The organism is Bacteroides sp. 3_1_23 (assembly GCF_000162555.1).
Taxonomy (GTDB): Bacteria; Bacteroidota; Bacteroidia; order Bacteroidales; family Bacteroidaceae; genus Bacteroides; species Bacteroides ovatus.
This window is the reverse complement of record NZ_GG774955.1, coordinates 67,930-90,418: the sequence shown is the minus strand read 5'-3', so window position 1 is coordinate 90,418 and position 22,489 is coordinate 67,930. Positions and strand designations below refer to the sequence as shown.

Here is a 22,489-nt window from a genome sequence, read left to right as displayed (position 1 = left end):
CAAATTGCATAAGAACAGGGTTATTTAAAATAGAAGTACCACCTTATTAATATGCAAGATGCGATGAAAAAAGTTTTTCTTCTGACATTTCTGTTAAGTTTCACTTTTACAGTAAAAGCGCAGAGCTTTCTAAGTCTGGATAGTTGCCGCGCATTAGCTCTTGCCAACAACAAAGATTTGTTGATAAGCAATGAAAAAATAAGTGCGGCTCATTATCAACGGAAAGCTGCATTTACAAATTATTTGCCTAATTTCTCGGCAACGGGAGCTTACATGAGGAACCAGAAAGAGTTTTCATTATTAAACAATGACCAGAAAGCCGCGCTTTCAGGGTTAGGAACGAATCTGGCTGGCCCCATCCAACAAGCTGCAACCGAGATTGCAACAGCACATCCTGACTTGGCACCACTTATTTCTTCCTTAAGTGGAAAATTAGGAGCGGTGCTGCCCGCCCTCGATCAAGCGGGAAACTCTTTAGTGGATGCACTCCGTACAGACACCCGAAATGTCTATGCAGGTGCCATTACATTGACACAACCTTTATACATGGGCGGGAAAATCCGGGCGTACAACAAAATAACAAAGTATGCCGAAGAGTTGGCTCAAGAACAACATCACGGCGGTATGCAGGAAGTAATCATGAGTACGGACCAAGCCTATTGGCAAGTCATTTCACTGGTTAATAAGAAGAAGTTGGCGGAAGGTTATCTAAAGCTTCTGCAACAGCTGGACAGCGATGTAGAGAAAATGATTAATGAAGGAGTAGCCACCAAAGCGGATGGTTTGTCTGTACGCGTCAAGGTAAATGAAGCCGAAATGACACTGACTAAAGTGGAAGACGGATTGAGTCTTGCGCGAATGTTGCTGTGTCAACTATGTGGTATTGATCTTAGTTCTCCCATCACACTGGCAGACGAAAATATGGAAGACATTCCATTACTGACAACGGACCCTCATTTCGATCTATCCACCGCTTATGAGAATCGTCCGGAGATACGTAGCCTCGAATTGGCAACGCAGATTTATAAACAGAAAGTAAATGTAACCCGTGCGGAGCATCTTCCATCCATCGCATTGATGGGGAATTATATGGTAACCAATCCCTCTGTTTTCAACAGCTTTGAAAACAAGTTCAAAGGTATGTGGAATGTGGGAGTTATGGTACAGATACCTATATGGCACTGGGGAGAAGGTATTTATAAAACCAGAGCGGCAAAAGCCGAAGCTCGTATTGCACAGTACCAACTTCAGGATGCTCGTGAAAAAATAGAGTTGCAGGTCAATCAGGCTGCATTCAAGGTAAAAGAAGCTGGTAAGAAACTGGTAATGTCTTCTAAAAACATGGAAAAAGCGGAAGAAAATCTACGCTATGCAACACTTGGTTTTAAAGAAGGAGTGATTGCCACCAGCAATGTTCTTGAAGCACAAACAGCATGGTTGTCTGCTCATTCAGAAAAGATTGACGCGCAAATAGATGTGAAGCTGACGGAAATCTATCTGAAGAAGTCTTTGGGAACGCTGAAATAAATAAGATTCGGAAAAATAAAGTTAAGAACCCAATCAGAAACAACCCAATCTCTAACCAACTCACAATCTATAAATCACAATCCATAAATCATAATTCATAAATCATATGGCACCTATAAAATCACAAAACAGCAATATGCTTCTTGCATTCCTTACTCTGTTGGGAGTTATTGCAATCGTTGCAGTCGTTGGTTTCTTCATGCTCCGCAAAGGTCCTGAAATTATACAGGGACAGGCTGAAGTTACCGAATATCGCGTTTCAAGTAAAGTTCCGGGACGTATACTGGAATTTCGCGTGAAAGAAGGCCAAAGTGTCAATGCCGGAGATACGCTGGCCATTTTGGAAGCTCCTGACGTGGTAGCAAAAATGGAACAGGCACGTGCTGCTGAAGCTGCCGCACAGGCACAAAACGCAAAAGCAATCAAAGGCGCGCGTGAGGAACAAATCCAGGCGGCTTATGAAATGTGGCAAAAAGCCCAGGCAGGCGTTACCATTGCCGAGAAATCATATCAACGCATCAAGAATCTCTACGAACAGGGAGTGATGCCTGCACAGAAACTGGATGAAGTGACTGCGCAACGGGACGCAAGTATTGCAACAGAGAAAGCTGCCAAAGCACAATATACCATGGCGAAGAATGGAGCGGAACGTGAAGATAAGATGGCTGCGGAAGCTTTGGTAAACCGGGCGAAAGGAGCTGTTGCCGAAGTTGAATCGTATATTAAGGAGACTTATCTCATTGCTCCGGCTGCCGGGGAAGTTTCTGAAATATTCCCGAAGGTAGGCGAATTGGTTGGTACCGGTGCTCCTATCATGAATATCGCTGAACTCAACGATATGTGGGTAACATTCAATGTACGCGAAGATTTGCTCAAGAACCTGACGATGGGGTCGGAGTTCGAAGCTATCATTCCTGCTCTGGATAATAAAAAGATCCAGCTCAAAGTATATTATCTGAAAGACCTAGGCACTTATGCTGCCTGGAAAGCAACCAAAACGACCGGACAATTTGATCTGAAAACATTCGAGGTGAAAGCTTTTCCGGTAGAGAAAGTGGAAAATCTCCGTCCGGGTATGTCTGTTATCATTGACAAGTAACCATGAAAGAGAGAGAAAAGAAATATATAGCTTTGTGGCAGGTTATGCAAAGAGAGTGCCGGCGATTGGTATCACGCCCGCTCTATCTCTTCTGTATGGTCATTGCCCCGCTGTTTTGTTATATATTCTTCACCACTTTAATGGATTCGGGGCTTCCCAAGGATCTTCCTGCGGGAGTGGTGGACATGGATGATTCGTCTACTTCCCGTAATATTGTCCGCAATCTGGATGCTTTTTCGCAGACAGGGGTTGTAGCTCATTACAGCAATGTAACAGATGCGCGTATTGCCATGCAGGAGGGAAAAATCTACGGGTTCTTCTATCTCCCCAAGGGTTTATCGGCAGAGGCACAAAGCCAACGGCAGCCAACGATCTCTTTCTATACCAATTACTCATACCTGATTGCAGGCTCTCTATTGTTCAGGGATATGAAAATGATGGGAGAACTCACCTCCGGAGCTGCAGCCCGGACGATGCTGTATGCCAAAGGTGCGACAGAGGATCAGGCTATGGCTTATCTGCAACCGATCGTAATTGATACACACCCACTAAATAATCCGTGGCTGAACTATTCAGTATACTTATGTAATACACTGATACCGGGAGTACTCATGCTATTAATATTTATGGTTACCGTTTATTCAATCGGTGTGGAAATCAAGGATCGCACTGCCCGCGAATGGCTACGAATGAGTAACAACTCCATTTACATTGCATTGGCAGGAAAACTGCTTCCCCACACAATAGTCTTTTTCATTATGGGTATATTTTATAATGTATACCTGTATGGATTTCTGCATTTTCCTTGCAATAGCGGCATATTCCCGATGATATTCGCCACACTGTGTCTCGTACTAGCATCTCAATGTTGTGGTATTGTTATGATAGGAACTCTGCCGACTCTACGACTCGGATTAAGTTTTGCTTCCCTGTGGGGAGTCATATCGTTCTCCATTTCCGGTTTTTCATTCCCGGTCATGGCTATGCATCCTGTTCTACAGGCTTTGAGTAATCTATTCCCGTTGCGGCATTATTTCCTGATTTACGTCGATCAAGCACTCAACGGATATAGTATGGCTTACTCATGGACCAACTATATGGCACTATTAATATTTATGATGCTCCCCTTCTTGGTGGTTCATCGCCTGAAGGAAGCATTGGTTTACTATAAATATATACCCTAAATGAAAGATATAAAATTAAAAGACAAGATAGCCCAAGGCATCAATGACCTGTTTTATATCTGGAAGCGGGAGTTTCAGACAACTTTCCGCGACCAGGGGGTGCTGATATTTTTCATACTCGTCCCATTAGGTTATCCGTTGTTGTATAGTTTCATTTATGACAACGAAGTAGTGCGTGAAGTTCCTGCCGTTGTTGTAGACGATTCACATTCATCTCTTAGTCGTGAATATCTCCGTAAGGTAGATGCCACACCCGATATTCAAATCGTCTCTTACTGTGCTGATATGGAAGAAGCCAAACAAATGCTAAAGAACCGGCGTGCGTATGGTATCATTTATATCCCTTCGGATTTCAGCGACAATATTGCCAAAGGAAAACAGACACAAGTCAGTATCTATTGCGACATGAGCGGATTGTTATACTATAAATCGATGCTTCTTGCCAACACTGCCGTTTCTCTGGATATGAACAGGGATATCAAAATTGCACGTAGCGGAAACACGACCGACCGTCAGGATGAAATCACTGCTTATCCGATAGAATATGAAGAAATCTCCATCTTCAACCCCACTGCCGGGTTCGCCGCTTTCCTGATTCCTGCTGTATTGGTATTGATTATCCAACAGACATTATTGCTCGGCATCGGTCTCGCTGCAGGAACTGCTCGTGAGAACAACAGATTTAAGGATCTTGTACCTATTAATCGTCACTATAACGGGACGTTACGAATTGTATTAGGAAAAGGATTGAGTTATTTCCTAGTTTATATATTGGTAGCTTTCTACGTACTTTATGTCGTTCCAAGATTGTTTAGCCTCAACCAAATTGGGCAACCCAGTTCATTAATATTATTCGTTGTCCCCTATCTTGCGGCTTGTATCTTCTTTGCGATGACAGCTTCTATTGCCATTCGCAATCGGGAAACGTGTATGCTGATTTTTGTATTCACATCAGTCCCCCTGTTATTTATTTCAGGAATTTCCTGGCCGGGAGCAGCTATTCCTCCGTTTTGGAAGTATGTATCCTACATCTTCCCCTCAACGTTTGGAATTAACGGCTTTGTAAAAATCAACAATATGGGAGCCACTCTTAGTGAAGTAGCTTTTGAATATAAGGCTTTGTGGTTGCAAGCCGGCATTTATTTCCTGACCACCTGTTGGGTATACCGCTGGCAAATACTGATGAGTCGCAAACATGCAATAGAGAGATACAAAGAATTAAAAGAGAAAGCAAACTTATCCAAGCAGATAAGTGATTAATGAGTAAGAATTACAAGAGAGAGAATTAACGGTGTATCCTTTCAATGGGATATGCCGTTTTTCTTTTTATTAATAAGGATATAAAAAAATCCCCCGTTCCAAGAGAGTATAGAACGAGGGATTTTAGAGATATTATAAAGAGAGTATAATAAGTTTAGAACTTGTAACCTACGCCAATAGAGAAGTTCATGTTCTTCGGTGCACCGTCACCATCAGCCAATTTAGCCAAACCAAATTCTCCTGATAAGTCAATAAAGAATTTATTAATTTCATAAGCAACGCCTACACCGAGACCTGCATCAAATCTTTTTGCTCCAAATTGATCATCACCGTCACCAAAGAAATCAATTTTTTCATCACCAATTTTACACTTACCAGCAATACCAAATGCAAAATAAGGACCAGCTTTCACTACAATATTCTGGTTATCAGCAATTGCAAATCTTGCAGCAGCCAATACCGGAATCTCCAAATACATTGGATTCATTTTCACTTCATCCTGTTTAGCACCTTTTTGAGTGAACATCAACGAAGGTTGAATAGACCACATATCAGAGAACTGATATTCCATGCCAACGCCTACATTGAATCCAATCCTCATGTCAGTATCCATATCCCCAGTAAAGTTACTCATGTTCATACCAACTTTGGCATTCCAAGAAATCTGAGAATAAGAAACGATAGAAACAAGTGCAAATAGCACAAAAATCAAACCTTTTTTCATATCATTCATTTTTTAGTTTGCCTTCCTCTTCCCTTTGGTTGGCATTGTTAGTTAATAGTTCTGTTTGAAGTGTGGGGAATTATTCGCAACCGATTAAAGTATTGAAACACACCCTTCCGTATTTAACGTATGTTTTGTAGCCGCAAATATATTTCATTTATTTTATATAAAAAAATCCTTGATAGTCTATTTTTTGCATAAAGGTTATTAAAGAGTGACTATATAGAAAAAAATAATGTTCATCCGGTCTTTTTTTATGCTTAAATAATTTCCGAATAACAATGCAATTAAAATATTCTTGCAAGATTTATACATTTACAATTATTAACCGACTAGCTATTGCTCGTTTACGAAATATTCGTAGATTTGCGAAGTATTCGTAATTAAACAACATCTCCATGGAAAAGTTAACTATACAAGAAGAAGAAGTAATGATCTACATTTGGGAGTTACAATGCTGTTTCGTAAAAGACATTGTTGCAAAGTATACGCAACCGGCACCTCCTTATACCACAGTAGCATCTATCGTAAAGAACCTCGAGCGGAAAGGATATGTCACACCGAAACGTGTGGGTAATACCTACCAATATACTCCTGCCATTCGCGAAAATGAATATAAACGCCATTTTATGAGTGGCGTAGTTCGTAACTACTTTGAGAACTCTTACAAAGAAATGGTTTCTTTCTTTGCCAAAGACCAGAAAATTTCGACCGATGATCTCAAAGATATTATCGAACTCATTGAAAAAGGAAAAGAAAATTAATAGAAAACATTCATCACCATGACTCCGGAACTAGCTTATTTTCTAAAGATAAATGTAGCGATAGCTCTGTTCTATGCATTCTATCGGTTGTTTTTCCATAAAGACACCTTCTTCCATTGGCGTAGGATGGCTTTGCTATGTTTCTTTGTCATCTCCATGCTTTATCCTTTACTGAATATTCAGGGATGGATAAAAGCTCACGAACCAATGGTGGCAATGGCAGATCTTTATGCAACCATCATCCTTCCGGAGCAAGTAGTTACTCCTTTACAAGAGCCTGCAATGAACTGGCAAGAGTTTATCATGCAGCTCGCGAAAGTTATCTATTGGAGCGGAATGTTATTACTAGCCACACGTTTCTTTGTACAACTGGGCAGCATCATCCGGTTACACTTCCAATGCTCAAAAAGCAAGATACAAGGAGTACGTGTACATCTATTAAAGAAAGAAACCGGCCCTTTTTCTTTCTTCCACTGGATATTCATACACCCACAATCACATACGGAATCTGAAATCAGTGAAATTATTACTCATGAAGAGACCCACGCCCGTCAATACCATTCGGTAGACGTGCTTATCAGCGAGATAATGTGTATCTTTTGCTGGTTCAATCCATTTATCTGGCTGATGAAACGGGAAGTCAGAGGAAACCTCGAATACATGGCAGATCACCGTGTATTAGAGACGGGGCATGATAGTAAATCATACCAGTACCATTTGTTGGGACTGGCACATCACAAGGCTGCAGCAAATTTATCAAATAGTTTCAATGTTTTACCACTCAAAAATCGTATTAAAATGATGAATAAACGAAGAACGAAAGAAATAGGAAGGACAAAATATCTGATGTTTCTTCCCTTGGCTGCTATCTTAATGATTGTCAGTAACATCGAAATGGTAGCACGTACCACTGAAAAATTTGCCAAAGAAATGATGGGACAAGCAACAAAAGAAGTTGCCATGCAAGCTGAAACTACGGATATTCCGGAACTTCCTACAGAAGATATTCAAGGAACTACACTTCCACGGGATAAGCAAGAAAAGGAAATGGCGGAAACTCAAATCAAAAGTGTACCAGATTCCGTTGTCTTCCAGGTTGTAGAAGAAATGCCGGATTTTCCGGGAGGAGTACAGGCACTGATGGACTACTTATCGAAGAACGTCAGATATCCGGCTGAAGCACATGCAATCGGTGCACAAGGACGTGTGATTGTAAGCTTTACTGTCAAAAAGGACGGAAGCATAGCCGATACGAAAGTGGAGCGAAGTGTCAATCCGTATCTCGACAAGGAAGCCATGCGTGTAATTGCCGCCATGCCCAAATGGAAACCCGGCAAACAAAGGGGGGAAGCAGTGAACGTGAAATTTACAGTTCCTGTTGCTTTCCGGCTATCCGGTCCTGAACTTCCCAAAGCAGAAGAAGTAAAGCAGTCCGACATGGATGAAGTAGTGGTGGTGGGCTATGCTGCAAAAGATGATCCAACTCCAGAGGGAGGCAGTGTAAAAGGAGAAAATGAAGACGAAGTATTCACCATGGTAGAAGTAATGCCTAAATTTCCGGGAGGACAAGCCGGTCTGTTCCAATATCTGGCTAGAAGTATCAAATATCCCGTCATCGCTCAAAAAAGTAAGGAGCAAGGCAGAGTCATCATACAGATGGTTATTAGTAAAGACGGAAGTTTGTCGAATATCAAAGTCTTACGCAGTGTATCTCCGTCACTGGATGCAGAAGCCGTACGCGTAGTGGGTAATATGCCTAAATGGGAACCAGGAATGCAAAAAGGACAACCTGTTTCTGTCAAGTATACCATTCCTATCGTATTCAGGTTACAGTAATTTCTCTCTCCGGTGCCGCCCCCTTTCCTCATCGGTGAGGAACGGGGCGTTCATCGGTGGGAAACACCTTTCTCCCCGGAGCCGGATATATCCTTCTCCAGTACAAAAAAATCATTTCTTTTTTAGTTTTTTACAAGGATAGTTATAAAAAGATCCTTATATTTGTTCGTGTAATAAAACATTATTCACATGAAAAGATTCGTATGGATTATCGGTTTGATATTCTGCATAACCTGCACCATACAAGCCAAAGACAGAGTGATCGAGCGTCCTCCTTTTCTTGCATGGAGTTCCAATAGTATTGAGGTCGATAAAATTGTCATGAGTGATACAGTGACAACAGTGTATATAAAGGCTTTCTATCATCCTAAATATTGGATAAAAATAGCTACGGGCAGTTTCCTGAAAGACAACAATGGAATGCTTTATCCCATTCGAAGAGGAGTTGGAATCACATTAGATAAAGAGTTCTGGATGCCGGAATCAGGAGAAGCGGAATTCCAATTACAATTTCCTCCCATACCCGAAAATGTAACCAGTCTGGACTTCTCGGAAGGAGATTTTGACGGAGCATATAAGATATGGGGCATACAACTGGATAAGGACGCATTCTATAAACAGAAACTTCCCAAAGAAGCAGTCGTGCACAAAATAAATAAGAAAGCGATATTGCCGACTCCTAAGTTAGTCTATGGAACTGCCACCCTTAAAGGAAAAATACTGGACTATCAAAAAGAGATGATAAAGCAAGTGAAGATGCACATAGAAAGTCCTGCACTGAATATCCACAACGAACAGAATATCATAAAAATCAAGGAGGACGGCACTTTCCTGGCGGAAGTAAAGGTTGCATCTGTCACAAGCGTAGCATTGGAATTTCCTTTTGGTTGGATTGAATGTCTGATAGCTCCCAATGAAGAGACATCACTCATTATAAATACAAAGGAACTTTGCCGCAGACAAGCACATCTACAAAGAAAAGATAAAACGTATGGAGAGCCTGTATACTTCAATGGTTATCTGGCTAGCCTACAACAAGAATTAGCTTCAGTAGATATAGATATTGTATTAAAAAGCGTTTATTACATGGATATGTACAATGACATTGTCGGGAAAAGTGCAGATGAATATAAAGCTTATGTACTTGAGCGCCTTCCATCCGTTCGAAAAGAAATTGCGCAATCCCCATACAGCAATGCGTGCAAAGAGCTATTAAATATCCTGGTAGACCTGGATGCGACCGGCAAAATCGCCATGACGGAGAGAGAACTAAAATCAGCACATATTACCGTTAACAAACTGAATAGAGAGCAGGCTGATGATTATTTTTATAATACCCGCATCGATACTCCTAAAGGCTACTATGACATACTGAAGGAATTCAGTTCTATCAACACTCTTAAAGCTTTATACGGCAAATATTACGCGTCAACGATATATTTAATAAACTTTCTGCCGAATTCTTTAGATGTACTTAAAGAGACACTAAGAACGGGACAGGGACCTCTATTCGATAACATTAAATTTAATAAGCTATATCAATCCATTAAGGATTTTACCCCGTTAACAGCAGAACAGAATGTTGAATTAAAGACTTTTTCTTCCCCGGTATATGCAGAGATGCTTACTCAAGTTAACAAAGAGATAATAAAAAAGATAGAATTAAACAAAAGAAAGACAGGCTTCACTGTTAACGAGACTGGACAAGTCTCCAATGAAGATTTATTCCCATCCATTATCTCTAAATTCCGGGGACACACACTGTTAGTTGATTTTTGGGCAACATGGTGTGGCCCTTGTCGCACAGCTAATAAAGCCATCACTCCAATGAAAGAGGAATTAAAAGACAAGGATATTATCTACCTCTACATCACAGGCGAAACTTCCCCCAAAGGTACCTGGGAAAACATGATTACCGATATTCATGGTGAGCATTTCCGTGTGACAAATGAGCAATGGAGCTTTCTAATGTCCAACTTCAATATCCGAGGAGTTCCCACTTATTTTGTTGTTGATCCGGAGGGTAATATCACCTTCAAACAAACTGGATTTCCCGGAGTAGACACCATGAAAAAAGAACTCATGAAAGCTTTGAATAAATAATTCAAACGTAAAAAATAGATCAAGCAGAAATCGTTGTTGATATACGCCATAAATAAATGCAAGACTCCTGATTGATATAGAAAAAATAGTGACGGTATATGCTTAGGATAGTGACGGTATCGTTGTCATATACCGTCACTATTTATATTGGATAGCGTCACTATTTTGTAGAAGAGAATCCGCCAACAACGGATTCTATATGATCCTAATAAATAAACGAGCCTCCATAGTCTTTGAAAAGACTACAGAGGCTCGCTCTATATCCTATGGATAACTTACTGCAAAGCTATCCAACTCCAGATTCCATTTATTTATGCATTTCCACAATTTGAGTCGGAGCCATCTCAACATTCCGGCGATCTACCTGACGAACAACACTGGCAGCCAGGGATAAGAAAGCGCGTCCGGTCACGGAGTCTTCATCCAACGCAACGGGAGTACCATTATCTCCTCCTTCACAGATGCTTTGCACGATAGGAATCTGCCCCAACAAAGGAACATTCATTTCTTCAGCCAGTTTCTTGGCACCTTCTTTACCAAAGATATAGTATTTATTCTCGGGTAGTTCAGCGGGAGTAAACCAAGCCATATTCTCAACCAAACCGAGAATAGGTACATTTACCTTATCGTTGGTGAACATATTGATTCCCTTACGGGCATCTGCCAAAGCAACCGCTTGCGGAGTGCTGACAACAATCGCTCCTGTCATGGCTAATGTTTGAACAACCGTCAAATGAATGTCACTGGTTCCGGGAGGAAGGTCTATCAGGAAATAATCCAAATCTCCCCAGGCTGCATCAGCTATCAACTGTTTCAACGCATTACTTGCCATTCCGCCACGCCACAAAGTTGCCTGATCCGGATCGACAAAGAAACCGATAGACAATAATTTCACGCCATACTTCTCTACCGGAATAATCATGTCACGACCATCTATACGTTCAGCATAGGGGCGTGCATCCTCCACCTGAAACATCTTAGGCATGGAAGGACCGAAAATATCAGCATCGAGCAAACCAACCTTATAGCCTAATTTAGCCAAAGCAACTGCCAAGTTCGCAGACACCGTAGACTTACCTACTCCACCTTTACCGGAAGATATACCGACTATATTCTTCACTTGTGGAAGGAGCTTGCCAACTTCCGGACGAGCGGCTTGCTTACTCTCTGCTGTGATTGTTACCTGCACATCAGGAGAGACATACGTATGAATAGCTGTTTTCGCAGCTTTCAACATTGATTTCATAAACGGATCAGTCGGTTTCTCAAAGATCAATGAAAAGCTGACAGTCATACCATCAATACGGAGATTATCGGCAACCATCTCCGCTTCCACCAAATTCTTTCCCGTACCGGGATAACGCACCGTTGCCAATGCATCCAATATCAATTTAGGATAGAGAGTCATTTTATTTACTATTTGACGATTTACAATTTACTATTTAAAGTCACTGTTCAGGTGGCTGCCGGTTCACTTTAGGGTGATTGTCCCGGCAAGCTATTTGCTTGTGCTTAGACCGCTACGCTTGCTGCGGTTGTAGCTACGATAGGGATCAAGCTCTATTTCTACATCCGGCTCTTGCAGTTTACCTTCCTGCGGAAGCCGGAATTTAATATACTTTATATCTAAACCACGATCCAGCCATTGTTGTTCATAATAGGTTTTAATACCGAGAATATTATCTACCAGATCAGAATGATATAAATCTTCAGTCATAAACTCAACCGGAAGTTTGTTCGCCTCAATCATGTATTTTGTATAGGTAAACATAAAGTTGCTGTCCGTTTTCAGGTGGATAATACCATTCGGTTGCAAGAATTTGCGATACCTTTCCATAAAATAGGTAGAAGTCAGTCGCTTGGTTGCTTTCTTCATTTGCGGGTCAGAGAAGGTAAGCCATATTTCACTCACTTCGCCTTCAGCAAAAAAACGCTCGATGATTTCAATATTGGTACGCAGGAAAGCGACATTCTTCATTCCGGCCTGTAATGACTCCGTTGCTCCTGTCCACATACGGGCGCCTTTTATATCCACTGCTATAAAATTCTTTTCGGGGAACATCTTACCCAGGCCGACGGTATACTCACCACGTCCGCAACCCAGCTCGAGCACAATCGGATGATCGTTTTTAAAAAACTCCTTGTGCCATTTCCCTTTCATGTCAAAAGGCACGTTATCTACCGCCGAATAAGGATATTCGAACACGTGCGGATAACTCGCCATATCGGCAAACTTTTCTAATTTATTCTTTCCCATATCAATCCTGATTAGGTCGCAAAGGTACTGATTTTGATGCAACCGACAAAAAGAAATGGAGCACAGATTTCTCCATGCTCCATTCTTCTATAGTACCGAATGATTCGTCTAATTAAATCTCAACATTCACTTCAACGTTTACCTCTACACTTCCGCCTTGTTGTGCTTTCAAATCTTCATAGAAAGCAGCGTGAGAAGCCTGCATATAAGGTTGCAAGAAGAAAAATCCGATACCGAAAGTAAAGAGACAAAGAATAGCCCAACCTATAAAACTCAAATCGAGCAGAAACAACTTCATCTTGTTACCATCCATCATGACCATGCTCTTTTCGATGGCTGCATTGTTTTTCATTTCGGGTTCTTCCTTCAAAATATACGGTGTCATCGCATATGAATAATGTTTTACGACGCCCGGAATGATTAGTAACAATGACCACAAGAAAGTATAAATAAACACTAAAACTACGGTTCCCATGATTCGACTGTAATCTTTGAATCCTTCAAACAAGACTCCCAAGTCAATGTCTTTTGCCCCTTTTATCACGCTAAACATAAGAATCGTGAATCCGTATGCCACCGGCAAACCCACTAGCAATGTACCTACCAAAGGTAAATAACTTGTTGCACTAACAATAGCTGAATAAATTAAAGCAGCTACAGCTGCCATCACCCAATTACCTTGAAGTGCCTCACGCGCCTGAGCACGTAATTCTGAATTTTGTTTTAACATAGTGAATAATATTAATTGATAAATGTGTTATTTCATAATATATAGTTATTCTACAATCGTCACCCAGCCATGTGTATCCGGCTCGTCGCCATACTGAATTCCACGCAGCTTATTGTACAATTTCGTACAGATAGGTCCCGGCTTACCGTCTTTAGAGATCACATAAGATTTTCCGTTTTCCAAATCATCGATACGTTGAATCGGGCTGATTACTGCAGCAGTACCACAAGCACCAGCTTCTTCAAATGTTTCCAGTTCTTCTTCCGGTATCGGACGGCGTTCTACCTTGATCCCCATGTCTTCTGCCAACTGCATCAAGCTCTTATTGGTAATAGAAGGTAAGATAGAAGATGATTTCGGAGTGATATAAGTATTATCCTTAATACCGAAGAAGTTGGCAGCACCACATTCATCAATATATTTCTTTTCTTTTGCATCAAGGTAGAACTCGCAGGAATAGCCCAGATCATGTGCTTTCTTGTTAGCACGAAGACTGGCTGCATAGTTACCACCCACTTTATAAATACCTGTTCCATGAGGAGCGGCACGATCGAACTCACGAATGATAACGTACGGATTGGTAGAGAAACCACCTTTGAAATACGGACCTACCGGAGTTACGAACACTACAAACATATACTCTTCAGCAGGATGTACACCTACCTGGGCACTTGTTCCGATCAACAGCGGACGGATGTAAAGAGAAGCACCAGTTTCATAAGGAGGAATAAAACGTTCATTCAGTTTTACGACTTTCAAGATTGCTTCTTTAAACCGTTCTGTCGGAAGTTCTGCCATCAGGATTCCCTGGCAAGTAGATTGCAGACGGGCAGCGTTTTCTTTCAAACGGAAAATACGTACTTTACCATCTTTTCCACGGAATGCTTTCAGTCCTTCAAAAGCTTCCTGACCATAGTGTAAACAGGTTGCCGCCATGTGCAAATTGAGGTGTTCATCACTACTGACCTCTAATTCTCCCCATGCACCATTACGGAAGTTGATTCTCACATTGTAATCTGTCTTCATGTATCCGAACGACAGATTCGCCCAGTCTATTTCTTTCATATTGTTATGTATTAGTTTATTTTCCATTGCATTGAAACGCAAAAATAACTTTTATTCTTCAGATTGCCTCTTTTCTTGCAATAATTTTTCGACTTCCCGGTCGGCTTTTGTTAGTTTATCCTTGCAAAAGGCTATAATTTCATTGGCTTCTTTTATTTTCTCACTCAAAATGTCGATATCCAGTTCGTTATTATCTATCTGGCGAACGATCTTTTCAAGACGTTCCATTGCTTGGGAATATGTTTCTTTTTTTGCTGCCACGATGATTGATATTTAATGGTTAATAATGAATGTTTTTACAAATACACGTTTGACGGATAGCTACTTTTCTACCACCGATCGAACTTCTCCTTTCGATAGCCGGGTTATCAAATGGTCTCCCGGCTTCAGTGAAGAAGCATCCGTCACCGCTTTCCCATCCTTTATTGTAATACTATATCCCCGACTCAAAAGTTTATCCGGAGAAGCGTCCGCTATTCGTTGTTGCAAAAGTTCCAACCGGTGAGATTGACGGGCCACCAATGCTTTCGTCACCTGTGACAAATCTTTCTTTGCTGCCAGCAAAGAAAAACGGGCGTCCGCAAGTTTGCGATGAACAAGATTGGGAATACGGGTTTGGAGAGTTTCCAACCTTCGTCGTTCCAGATCAAGAAGCATATAAGCTCCCTGTTGAATCCGCATAGATAATTCTTCCAGATGCTCCGCGACTTCCGCCACCTGATGAATCAGGAGTTCGGCAGCAGCCGTAGGAGTTTTCACCCGGGTATGAGCCACGGAATCAAGCACTGTATCATCGCGTTCATGCCCAATACCGGTAATAATAGGTAATGGAAATTGCGCACATGCAGCTGCCAATAGATAAGTATCAAAGCCGGACAAATCGGAAGTAGCTCCACCGCCACGAATGATGACTACTACGTCAAATTCATTGATGCGGGCATTAATACGATCCAAAGCAGCCAACACGGATTCCTCCACCTGATTTCCCTGCATTAAAGCCGGAAAAAGCTCCGTATAGAAAAAGAACCTGCCCGAATTGTGCTGCAACTGATGACAGAAATCTCCATATCCGGCCGCAGTAGCCGAAGAAATGACAGCAATACGCTGGGGAAGAATCGGTATCTCAAGCTCTTTATTCAGCGTCAACACTCCCTCCTCTTCCAACTGCAATAATATTTCCCGACGGCGACGAGCCATATCTCCCAATGTATAAGCAGGATCAATATCAAGTACCGTCAGACTATAACCGTATAGCTCATGAAACTGAACTGTTACTTTCACCAACACCTTAATGCCGGAAGTAAATAGCTGCCCTGTGGTTTCCTCAAAATAAGGTTTCAACAAGCGGTAGATATTATTCCAAATCATACCGCGTGCCTTGGCTACGAGATTGTTGCTGCGAGGATCTTTCTGCACGAATTCCAGATAACAATGCCCTGTCGTATTGGAACGGACATCGCTCAACTCTGCCTGTATCCAATATTCATCGGGCAGGCATTGCTCCAGACTACGGCGCACGAGTGCATTCAGTTCTAAAAGAGAAAGCCTCTCCCCACCCTCTCCCAAAGAGGGTGAGTCAGATTGCTTCAACTTGTTTATAGCGTTTATCATACAACAGTCACCTTATTTCTTTTCCTTGGAAGAAGAGTTTAGATAAGCCTTCCACAAATCAGGAATACCATATCCATATATGTTATCCGGGAAATCGGCTCTATCCCCCGATTGACGTACCAAATCAATAATCTGCTTCGCTGTCAGCTTCGGACAAGCCTGCCACAGACAAGCTACCATACCGCACATAATCGGAGAAGAAAAAGAAGTTCCGTTGGCACGGCGAAGATTACCATCCGTTCCCATCACATCCGAATTCAGACCGACAGCCACTACATCCGGTTTCACACGTCCGTCAGCCGTATTCCCAACAGAAGAAAACGGCGCCAATTCTCCCCTTTTATTGACAGCTCCTACCGTTATTATATTCTCTGCGTCTCCCGGAGGAGTAATCTTCTTCCACGAACCTGCACCCGAATTTCCAGCGCTACAAACAACGACCATTCCTTTATCGGCTGCCTTCGCAGCTTCACGAGACATCAACGCATAATGACCATTCAAGTCACGATATCTATAATTCTTCGCAGGATCATCAAATGAGTAATATCCAAGCGATGTATTCACCAAATCCACTCCTACACTATCCGCAAACTCAATGGCTGCCGCCCAGTAATCCTGTTCTACCAGATTCTCCGAATATTCGTCCTCGCTACGCAACAACCAATAAGAAGCTTCAGGAGCTGTACCAATCATCACATGCGGCTGATTCATGGCCATACAGGACAATACAGACATTCCATGACTGCTTTCCGCATAAATATCTGCCTCCGGATTCACAAAGTCACGCACCCCGAGAATATGGATATTTTTCATGGCATCAATCTTATCTACATTATGGAATCCGGCATCAATCACGGCAATGGTCATTCCCTGTCCCTTAAAGCCCGCATCATGCAGAAGATCAACACGACTCATTGTCGCCTGTGTTATTGCAGGACCGTAAAGGCTATCGGTACGCACCGGTTTATTTATTAGCGAATCTCTTTGAAAGGCTCTTTGTGTGATACCTTTCCACACTCTTTCTGTGGAATGTACAAAAGGTAACTTTGCTATTTCGTCAATCAGAGTACTATCATTACAAGAAACAGTAACAAAATTATCCCATTTCCCCGTCACAAGTACATGAACACCCGTCTTCCGTATAGCATCTACATATTTCTTGCAGACCGGCAAATCGGTGGAATCAATGGGTAATCCTTGTTTCTTTCGCCGTTCTATAGATTTTATAGACAAATATTTTTCCGGTTTCTGCAAGGAATAGTCAGTAGCCGCCTTGTCTTTCAGACTAATTCGATATTTTAAGGTATCTCCCGGAGTAAACTGGGCAAACACACCCAAATACATATTTAAAGCGAGAATCAATACTATAAACTTCTTCATAAGTTATCTTTCTATTTTAATCAATCATAATTCTTCATTTTCCATAATCACCAGCCCGATTCCTCTTTGGGAAGCAATGAAAGCTCCTCCCAGCACCCGTTTTCCATCATAAAACACAGCTGATTGTCCGGGAGCAATGGCCGAAGCTATTTCAAGGAAACGTATCAACAAACGTCCGTCTTCCAATCTTTTCACCCGGCAAGGAATCGGACGACTGCGATAACGAATCCGTACCGTCAGATTCTCACATCCGAACAATTCCCGTTCATCCACCATTTTATCCTGCTCCGCCAACATGTATTCAGTTTCCAGCTGGTCGGCATTTCCAAGCATCACCGTATTTTTCTGCGGATTGATTTTCAACACATAAGCAGGCTTTCCTAAAGCGATCTCCAATCCTTTTCGTTGCCCAATCGTATAATAAGGTGCTCCTTTATGCTTCCCAAGCTTCACTCCTTCAGAGTTGACAAACCATCCCGGTCCAATTTCACTATCCAGTTCGGGGCACTGCTCACGAAGAAAATCACGGTAATCCCCCTTGATAAAGCAGACTTCCATACTTTCTCCTTCTTTCGACTTTGCTTCATATCCTTTCTCTGCAAGATACTCACGAACCTTCACCTTCGTATAATCTCCCAATGGGAAAATACAACGTTTCAGCACATCCTGCCCCAATCTCCAGAGAAAATACGACTGGTCTTTCTTATCATCGTCTCCGGCTACTATATAAATATTTCCGCTTTTCTCTTCCAATCGTGAATAATGTCCGGTAGCCACCCATGCACAATTCAACTTATCCGCCCACTCCGTCAAAACACGGAACTTAAACAACGGATTACACATCACGCACGGATTCGGTGTACGCCCCTGCTTATATTCGTCTATGAAGTTTTTTACGATGGTTTCTTTAAAAGGAATACGTTCATCTGCTACATAATGTTCGATCCCCATCCGTTCAGCCAACTCCCTGGCATCCTGTGGCTCATCTCCCCATACGCGCATGGTAACCCCTACAATCTCGTATCCTTGTTCCTGCAGCATCAAGCAAGTAGCGGTGCTGTCTATGCCACCACTCATACCTACCAATACTCTCTTATTTCGTTCTTCCATTCGAATTTTGAAAATTTACATGGATACAAATGTACGAGATTTCAAAGAGAAAAGTTGCTTTTCTGAAAGAAAATCCTTATATTTGAAATATACCAAAAGCGAGAACAATTATGGCTAACCCCAGATTACCGGGCATTTCCGAAAACGAGCAAGCCTTATTGTATGCCAAATTGAATGAGTACAACCGAGGCAGAGCCTCTTTTAAAGAGGTAGGAGTCTACCTGGTGGTGTTGCCCCGACCGGGGAAACCAAATTATTCCCTTTGGCTGTACTCTCCCCTGCCCGAAAAGCAATCCATTCTTTATATACATGACCTGTCACCAGACATCAACGAATCCCTGCGGATGGCCAGCACGATGTTTTATTATTCGAAGCGTTGCATCATCCTGGTAGATTACAATGAGAAAAGAATGCAGAGTAACGGTGACGATCTTATCTTCTTCGGAAAATACCGGGGACATTTTCTACATGAAATCCTCAAAATAGATCCCGCCTACCTAAGTTGGGTAGCATACAAATTCATTCCCCAAATACCGAAACAGGAACGTTTCGTCAAAATAGCACAAGCTTATCATTCCATACACCTGGATATAATGATAAGAAAATCGAGGGAGAAGCGTTCATCCAGCCGTTATCTGGGAGAATTAGGAGAAAAGCTGACAGACTTAAAATTAAAAGTCACCCGGGTAAGATTGGAAGACGATCCGTACAAAACAAGAGTGAACGGCACTACCCCACAGTTTTTTGTCAAGCAGGTACTGACTTTGACCGATGCCAGTGGAAATTTAGTCACCATGAGTATTCCATCAAAAAATCCCAGTGCGGTTTCATGCACTCTATCCGGGATAGAACATGAATACCGACTGGGAGATATTATCTACGTTGCATCGGCGAAAGTATCGCGCCGATACGAAAGCTATGGTTCAAAATACACGCGCCTTAGCCATGTGAAGTTCGCAAGCCTCAACGTTTAGTCCAATCGTCTTTGACAAAACTTGCCGGATAAGAGATTTTATCCACCACACCGTCTTTCTGACGAATCCAGGATGTGAATGTACGGGCACCCTCATCCAATACGATGATACGCGCACCATTCGGCAAATGGTTATATTCCGTATTTCCACCGGTAAAGCGTCCATAAGCCAGAAGGATATCTTTCCACATCACTGCATAATCATTATCATGGTCGTGTCCTACAAACATACCCATCACATCACCAGCTTCTTTCATCGCTGCAAACATTCCTGTATTCAATTTAGGCGCACAGGCTTCCTCCATACGAGTTCCACGAAGAATTGCATTTTCGCTACGGGCAGCTTCATTGTATTCAGGAAGAGGAATATGGAAAAAAGCAAGAGCCGGCAGAGGCTGTCCGCCGTTTTGCACTTTATAAGCCGCACTCTGTTGACGATACCAATTTATCTGGTCGAATGTAAGCCATGCATACCCCTTCACATCTTTCAAAGGAGAATAAGAGTGAGAATCCATGCAATATAGCAAAGCAGCATCCTTCTTTAGATTGGAAGACGATTTCACTGTCAACACATAATCCGGCGACAAAACTGTTCCGCGATCAGGCAATAAATTGCCGGGAACTTGACGGATGATATCATATAACTGTTCCCGTGTCATTCCCTGTTCATTGTCATGGTTACCAAAAGTGACCACAAAAGGCAGTTTACGTTTAACTACCGGTTCCAGTACCTGCAACATTCCTGAATCCGCCGGAGCAGAATAAACAACGTCACCGGTAAATATCACCAAATCCGGACGTTCGTCATCAAGCACCTGATTAATACGTTCCAGAGCTATATCTGAAGCCCGATTTCCATATTTAAAATGCACATCGGTAAATTGTACAATCTTGAATTTACCATCTTTGCTAAATTTCAGTTCACTCTTTTGAGCCATACAAAAAGTCGTTACCAATAAGGAGGCAAGTGTTAAGTAAATTTTAAAAAGACGAATCATAATTATTTGTTTTAGGGGGTTAAGAAATCTTCTCTATCAGCACAGTAGCATAAGCCGATATACCTTCTTCACGACCTGTAAAACCGAGTTTCTCGGTAGTAGTCGCCTTAATGGAAATATCATCCATATCAATCCCCATAACAGTTGCCATCGTCTCCTGCATCAAAGGAATGTGCGCTTTTAACTTCGGGCGTTCGGCACAAATAGTTGCATCGATATTGCCCACTTTATATCCTTTGGTAGCAATCAACTCCACTGTTTTTTTCAGCAGTATCTTGCTATCTATATTCTTAAATTCTCCTGCCGTATCGGGGAAATGATAGCCAATATCACGCATATTCGCCGCCCCCAACAGAGCATCGCAAACAGCATGCAATAATACATCAGCATCCGAATGCCCCAGCAATCCTTTTGTGTGTTCCAAAAGAATGCCACCCAGCCATAACTCACGACCTTCGACCAACTGATGTACGTCGAAACCAAAGCCTACTCTTATCTTCATATTTTATATAACAAATGAGTACTAATGAATAAAAAAAGATCAACGAATATAGAAATCCAGCAGTTTTTCTCCCTCCAGATAACCTTGCAAACGCTGTCCGATACTAACAGGACCTACACCCACAGGAGTCCCAGTAAAGAGCAAGTCACCAATTTTCAAAGTTACAAACTGGCTTACATAAGCGATTATATCATCTATCTTGAAAAGCATATCTGCCGTACAACCGCGCTGCACTTCCTTACCGTCGATCAACAAATGAAAGTCAAGATTCTGAATATCCTTATAGTGCTCCACCGGAACAAAAGTTCCAATAGCAGCCGACGAATCAAAACCTTTGCAAAGCTCCCAGGGATTACCCTGCTCACGGAACTTTCGCTGAAGGTCACGAGCCGTAAAGTCGATCCCTACAGTCACTGCATCATAATAACGGTTAGCAAAGCGGGGAGCTATATTTTTCCCCAATCGATTAATACGAACCACCAGCTCCGTTTCATAATGTATCTCTTTAGAAAAGTCGGGAATGAAAAACGGTTTGCCATCCTTCAGAATAGCAGAATCAGGCTTCATAAAAATCACCGGCTCCGTATTTACTTGTGTATGTCCCAGTTCTTTGTTATGCTGGGCGTAGTTCATTCCTACTGCAATAATCTTCATTATTTCTCGTTAAAATTCAATCGGTTAAACATAACAGCCAAATGAGCATATAGAGACGTATTCTGCACCACTATATTCTCGGGTACACGGATTCGGAAAGGAGTAAAGTTCCATACGGCTTTTATGCCTCCGTCTACCATCTTATCTGTAATTTCCTGAGCAATATTAATAGGTACGGTCAATACACCGATATTTACATCGTATTCTTTCATCTTTGCTTCAAAGTCATCGGAATGAAAAATAGGAATACCATTCAGGTCTTTTCCCACCAGTTCCGGATTCACATCAAAAGCAGCCACAATCTCCAGTCCGAAATGATGCAAACCAGAATCCCGAAGCAAAGCAGCCCCCAGGCTACCTACACCAAACAAGAAGGCTTTGTGCATATTGGTAAATCCAAGAAAACTCTCTAACACCTCAATCAGCGCATCAATATTGTACCCCACTCTCGTACGCCCCGAGATATTGACGTATGACAAATCCTTGGCGATTTGGGAAGCGTCAATATTTATTTCCTTAGAGATTTGTGTAGAAGAGACATACTGCTCCCCTTTTTCTTTCATTAGTTTTATATTGGACAGATACCAGGGAAGTCTGCGCAAGGTAGGCTCCGGCACTTTATCCGCCTCTTTTCGTATATAAGTGCTCATACTTCTTACAAAATTTGGTATTTTGCAAAAGTACATTATTTTTTGAGACTGACAACCCTATA

At 41.9% G+C, this 22,489-nt stretch carries 21 protein-coding genes; 8 read left to right on the top strand and 13 right to left on the bottom strand.

Annotated features, from left to right (window positions below):
* Positions 1–63: 63 nt before the first annotated feature.
* From HMPREF9010_RS06250 to HMPREF9010_RS06265, 4 genes are all read left to right on the top strand, one after another.
* Positions 64–1,527, top strand: coding sequence for a TolC family protein (locus HMPREF9010_RS06250; protein WP_004305509.1), 1,464 nt, complete (start codon positions 64–66; stop codon positions 1,525–1,527).
* Positions 1,528–1,633: 106 nt separating this feature from the next.
* Positions 1,634–2,626 carry an HlyD family secretion protein gene (locus tag HMPREF9010_RS06255; protein WP_008650480.1) on the top strand — a complete coding sequence of 331 codons (993 nt, stop codon included), beginning with the start codon at positions 1,634–1,636 and terminating at the stop codon, positions 2,624–2,626.
* Between the two features lie 2 nt (positions 2,627–2,628).
* Entirely contained in the window at positions 2,629–3,810 is a 1,182-nt protein-coding gene (locus tag HMPREF9010_RS06260) for an ABC transporter permease (RefSeq protein ID WP_008650478.1), read from the top strand.
* On the top strand, positions 3,811–5,070 hold the full coding sequence (locus HMPREF9010_RS06265; RefSeq protein WP_004297229.1) for an ABC transporter permease: 1,260 nt from the start codon (positions 3,811–3,813) through the stop codon (positions 5,068–5,070).
* A gap of 154 nt (positions 5,071–5,224) precedes the next feature.
* Here HMPREF9010_RS06265 and HMPREF9010_RS06270 read toward each other — a convergent pair whose 3' ends face one another.
* A complete protein-coding gene (locus HMPREF9010_RS06270) occupies positions 5,225–5,794 on the bottom strand; it encodes a porin family protein (protein ID WP_004314733.1) in 570 nt (189 codons plus the stop codon).
* 398 nt (positions 5,795–6,192) lie between these two features.
* Here HMPREF9010_RS06270 and HMPREF9010_RS06275 point away from each other — a divergent pair, with 398 nt between their 5' ends.
* From HMPREF9010_RS06275 to HMPREF9010_RS06285, 3 genes are all read left to right on the top strand, one after another.
* Entirely contained in the window at positions 6,193–6,558 is a 366-nt protein-coding gene (locus HMPREF9010_RS06275) for a BlaI/MecI/CopY family transcriptional regulator (protein WP_004305524.1), read from the top strand.
* 18 nt (positions 6,559–6,576) lie between these two features.
* Positions 6,577–8,394 (top strand): M56 family metallopeptidase, encoded by a 1,818-nt coding sequence (locus HMPREF9010_RS06280; RefSeq protein ID WP_008650475.1) that lies wholly within the window; start codon positions 6,577–6,579, stop codon positions 8,392–8,394.
* Positions 8,395–8,583: 189 nt separating this feature from the next.
* Complete coding sequence (locus HMPREF9010_RS06285) at positions 8,584–10,497, top strand: TlpA family protein disulfide reductase (protein ID WP_008650474.1); 1,914 nt, start codon at positions 8,584–8,586, stop codon at positions 10,495–10,497.
* A 307-nt stretch (positions 10,498–10,804) separates the two neighbouring features.
* Here the strand turns inward: HMPREF9010_RS06285 and HMPREF9010_RS06290 are convergent, their stop codons facing one another.
* From HMPREF9010_RS06290 to mnmA, 8 genes are all read right to left on the bottom strand, one after another.
* Positions 10,805–11,905, bottom strand: a complete 1,101-nt coding sequence (locus HMPREF9010_RS06290) for an Mrp/NBP35 family ATP-binding protein (RefSeq protein ID WP_008650472.1) — start codon at positions 11,903–11,905, stop codon at positions 10,805–10,807.
* 90 nt (positions 11,906–11,995) lie between these two features.
* The gene (gene trmB / locus HMPREF9010_RS06295) at positions 11,996–12,754 is read right to left on the bottom strand and encodes a tRNA (guanosine(46)-N7)-methyltransferase TrmB (RefSeq protein WP_008650470.1); all 759 of its coding nucleotides are present in this window, start codon (positions 12,752–12,754) and stop codon (positions 11,996–11,998) included.
* Positions 12,755–12,866: 112 nt separating this feature from the next.
* A complete protein-coding gene (locus HMPREF9010_RS06300) occupies positions 12,867–13,484 on the bottom strand; it encodes a DUF975 family protein (RefSeq protein ID WP_008650469.1) in 618 nt (205 codons plus the stop codon).
* A gap of 45 nt (positions 13,485–13,529) precedes the next feature.
* Positions 13,530–14,576, bottom strand: a complete 1,047-nt coding sequence (locus HMPREF9010_RS06305) for a branched-chain amino acid aminotransferase (RefSeq protein WP_083792394.1) — start codon at positions 14,574–14,576, stop codon at positions 13,530–13,532.
* 24 nt (positions 14,577–14,600) lie between these two features.
* Complete coding sequence (gene xseB, locus HMPREF9010_RS06310; protein ID WP_004297216.1) at positions 14,601–14,810, bottom strand: exodeoxyribonuclease VII small subunit; 210 nt, start codon at positions 14,808–14,810, stop codon at positions 14,601–14,603.
* A gap of 60 nt (positions 14,811–14,870) precedes the next feature.
* The gene (gene xseA, locus HMPREF9010_RS06315; protein WP_008650464.1) at positions 14,871–16,160 is read right to left on the bottom strand and encodes an exodeoxyribonuclease VII large subunit; all 1,290 of its coding nucleotides are present in this window, start codon (positions 16,158–16,160) and stop codon (positions 14,871–14,873) included.
* A 12-nt stretch (positions 16,161–16,172) separates the two neighbouring features.
* Positions 16,173–17,540 carry a S8 family peptidase gene (locus HMPREF9010_RS06320; RefSeq protein WP_008650461.1) on the bottom strand — a complete coding sequence of 456 codons (1,368 nt, stop codon included), beginning with the start codon at positions 17,538–17,540 and terminating at the stop codon, positions 16,173–16,175.
* A gap of 24 nt (positions 17,541–17,564) precedes the next feature.
* Positions 17,565–18,650 carry a tRNA 2-thiouridine(34) synthase MnmA gene (mnmA, locus tag HMPREF9010_RS06325; protein ID WP_004297213.1) on the bottom strand — a complete coding sequence of 362 codons (1,086 nt, stop codon included), beginning with the start codon at positions 18,648–18,650 and terminating at the stop codon, positions 17,565–17,567.
* Positions 18,651–18,760: 110 nt separating this feature from the next.
* Here mnmA and HMPREF9010_RS06330 point away from each other — a divergent pair, with 110 nt between their 5' ends.
* Positions 18,761–19,624, top strand: a complete 864-nt coding sequence (locus HMPREF9010_RS06330; RefSeq protein WP_008650458.1) for a hypothetical protein — start codon at positions 18,761–18,763, stop codon at positions 19,622–19,624.
* Here HMPREF9010_RS06330 and HMPREF9010_RS06335 read toward each other — a convergent pair.
* From HMPREF9010_RS06335 to HMPREF9010_RS06350, 4 genes are read right to left on the bottom strand one after another with little or no spacing between them, the layout of a single operon-like run.
* On the bottom strand, positions 19,614–20,621 hold the full coding sequence (locus tag HMPREF9010_RS06335; protein ID WP_008650456.1) for a metallophosphoesterase family protein: 1,008 nt from the start codon (positions 20,619–20,621) through the stop codon (positions 19,614–19,616). The two genes, HMPREF9010_RS06330 and HMPREF9010_RS06335, sit on opposite strands and share 11 nt — an antisense overlap.
* 19 nt (positions 20,622–20,640) lie before the next feature.
* Positions 20,641–21,123, bottom strand: a complete 483-nt coding sequence (gene ispF, locus HMPREF9010_RS06340) for a 2-C-methyl-D-erythritol 2,4-cyclodiphosphate synthase (protein ID WP_004297210.1) — start codon at positions 21,121–21,123, stop codon at positions 20,641–20,643.
* A 39-nt stretch (positions 21,124–21,162) separates the two neighbouring features.
* Positions 21,163–21,777, bottom strand: coding sequence for a fumarylacetoacetate hydrolase family protein (locus HMPREF9010_RS06345; RefSeq protein WP_004297209.1), 615 nt, complete (start codon positions 21,775–21,777; stop codon positions 21,163–21,165).
* A complete protein-coding gene (locus HMPREF9010_RS06350; protein ID WP_008650453.1) occupies positions 21,777–22,427 on the bottom strand; it encodes a redox-sensing transcriptional repressor Rex in 651 nt (216 codons plus the stop codon). Before HMPREF9010_RS06350 ends, HMPREF9010_RS06345 begins: the two co-directional genes overlap by 1 nt.
* Between the last annotated feature and the right edge of the window lie 62 nt (positions 22,428–22,489).

Excerpts from the sequence above, each read along its gene's own strand:
- HMPREF9010_RS06275 (WP_004305524.1), top strand. The coding sequence starts at position 6,193 with ATGGAAAAGTTAACTATACAAGAAGAAGAAGTAATGATCTACATTTGG.
- HMPREF9010_RS06285 (WP_008650474.1), top strand. The coding sequence starts at position 8,584 with ATGAAAAGATTCGTATGGATTATCGGTTTGATATTCTGCATAACCTGC.
- HMPREF9010_RS06280 (WP_008650475.1), top strand. The coding sequence starts at position 6,577 with ATGACTCCGGAACTAGCTTATTTTCTAAAGATAAATGTAGCGATAGCT.
- HMPREF9010_RS06265 (WP_004297229.1), top strand. The coding sequence starts at position 3,811 with ATGAAAGATATAAAATTAAAAGACAAGATAGCCCAAGGCATCAATGAC.
- HMPREF9010_RS06290 (WP_008650472.1), bottom strand. The coding sequence starts at position 11,905 with ATGACTCTCTATCCTAAATTGATATTGGATGCATTGGCAACGGTGCGT.
- HMPREF9010_RS06305 (WP_083792394.1), bottom strand. The coding sequence starts at position 14,576 with ATGGAAAATAAACTAATACATAACAATATGAAAGAAATAGACTGGGCG.
- HMPREF9010_RS06330 (WP_008650458.1), top strand. The coding sequence starts at position 18,761 with ATGGCTAACCCCAGATTACCGGGCATTTCCGAAAACGAGCAAGCCTTA.
- HMPREF9010_RS06320 (WP_008650461.1), bottom strand. The coding sequence starts at position 17,540 with ATGAAGAAGTTTATAGTATTGATTCTCGCTTTAAATATGTATTTGGGT.
- HMPREF9010_RS06300 (WP_008650469.1), bottom strand. The coding sequence starts at position 13,484 with ATGTTAAAACAAAATTCAGAATTACGTGCTCAGGCGCGTGAGGCACTT.
- HMPREF9010_RS06345 (WP_004297209.1), bottom strand. The coding sequence starts at position 21,777 with ATGAAGATTATTGCAGTAGGAATGAACTACGCCCAGCATAACAAAGAA.
- HMPREF9010_RS06350 (WP_008650453.1), bottom strand. The coding sequence starts at position 22,427 with ATGAGCACTTATATACGAAAAGAGGCGGATAAAGTGCCGGAGCCTACC.
- ispF (WP_004297210.1), bottom strand. The coding sequence starts at position 21,123 with ATGAAGATAAGAGTAGGCTTTGGTTTCGACGTACATCAGTTGGTCGAA.
- mnmA (WP_004297213.1), bottom strand. The coding sequence starts at position 18,650 with ATGGAAGAACGAAATAAGAGAGTATTGGTAGGTATGAGTGGTGGCATA.
- trmB (WP_008650470.1), bottom strand. The coding sequence starts at position 12,754 with ATGGGAAAGAATAAATTAGAAAAGTTTGCCGATATGGCGAGTTATCCG.
- HMPREF9010_RS06335 (WP_008650456.1), bottom strand. The coding sequence starts at position 20,621 with ATGATTCGTCTTTTTAAAATTTACTTAACACTTGCCTCCTTATTGGTA.
- xseA (WP_008650464.1), bottom strand. The coding sequence starts at position 16,160 with ATGATAAACGCTATAAACAAGTTGAAGCAATCTGACTCACCCTCTTTG.
- HMPREF9010_RS06260 (WP_008650478.1), top strand. The coding sequence starts at position 2,629 with ATGAAAGAGAGAGAAAAGAAATATATAGCTTTGTGGCAGGTTATGCAA.
- HMPREF9010_RS06255 (WP_008650480.1), top strand. The coding sequence starts at position 1,634 with ATGGCACCTATAAAATCACAAAACAGCAATATGCTTCTTGCATTCCTT.
- HMPREF9010_RS06250 (WP_004305509.1), top strand. The coding sequence starts at position 64 with ATGAAAAAAGTTTTTCTTCTGACATTTCTGTTAAGTTTCACTTTTACA.
- HMPREF9010_RS06270 (WP_004314733.1), bottom strand. The coding sequence starts at position 5,794 with ATGAAAAAAGGTTTGATTTTTGTGCTATTTGCACTTGTTTCTATCGTT.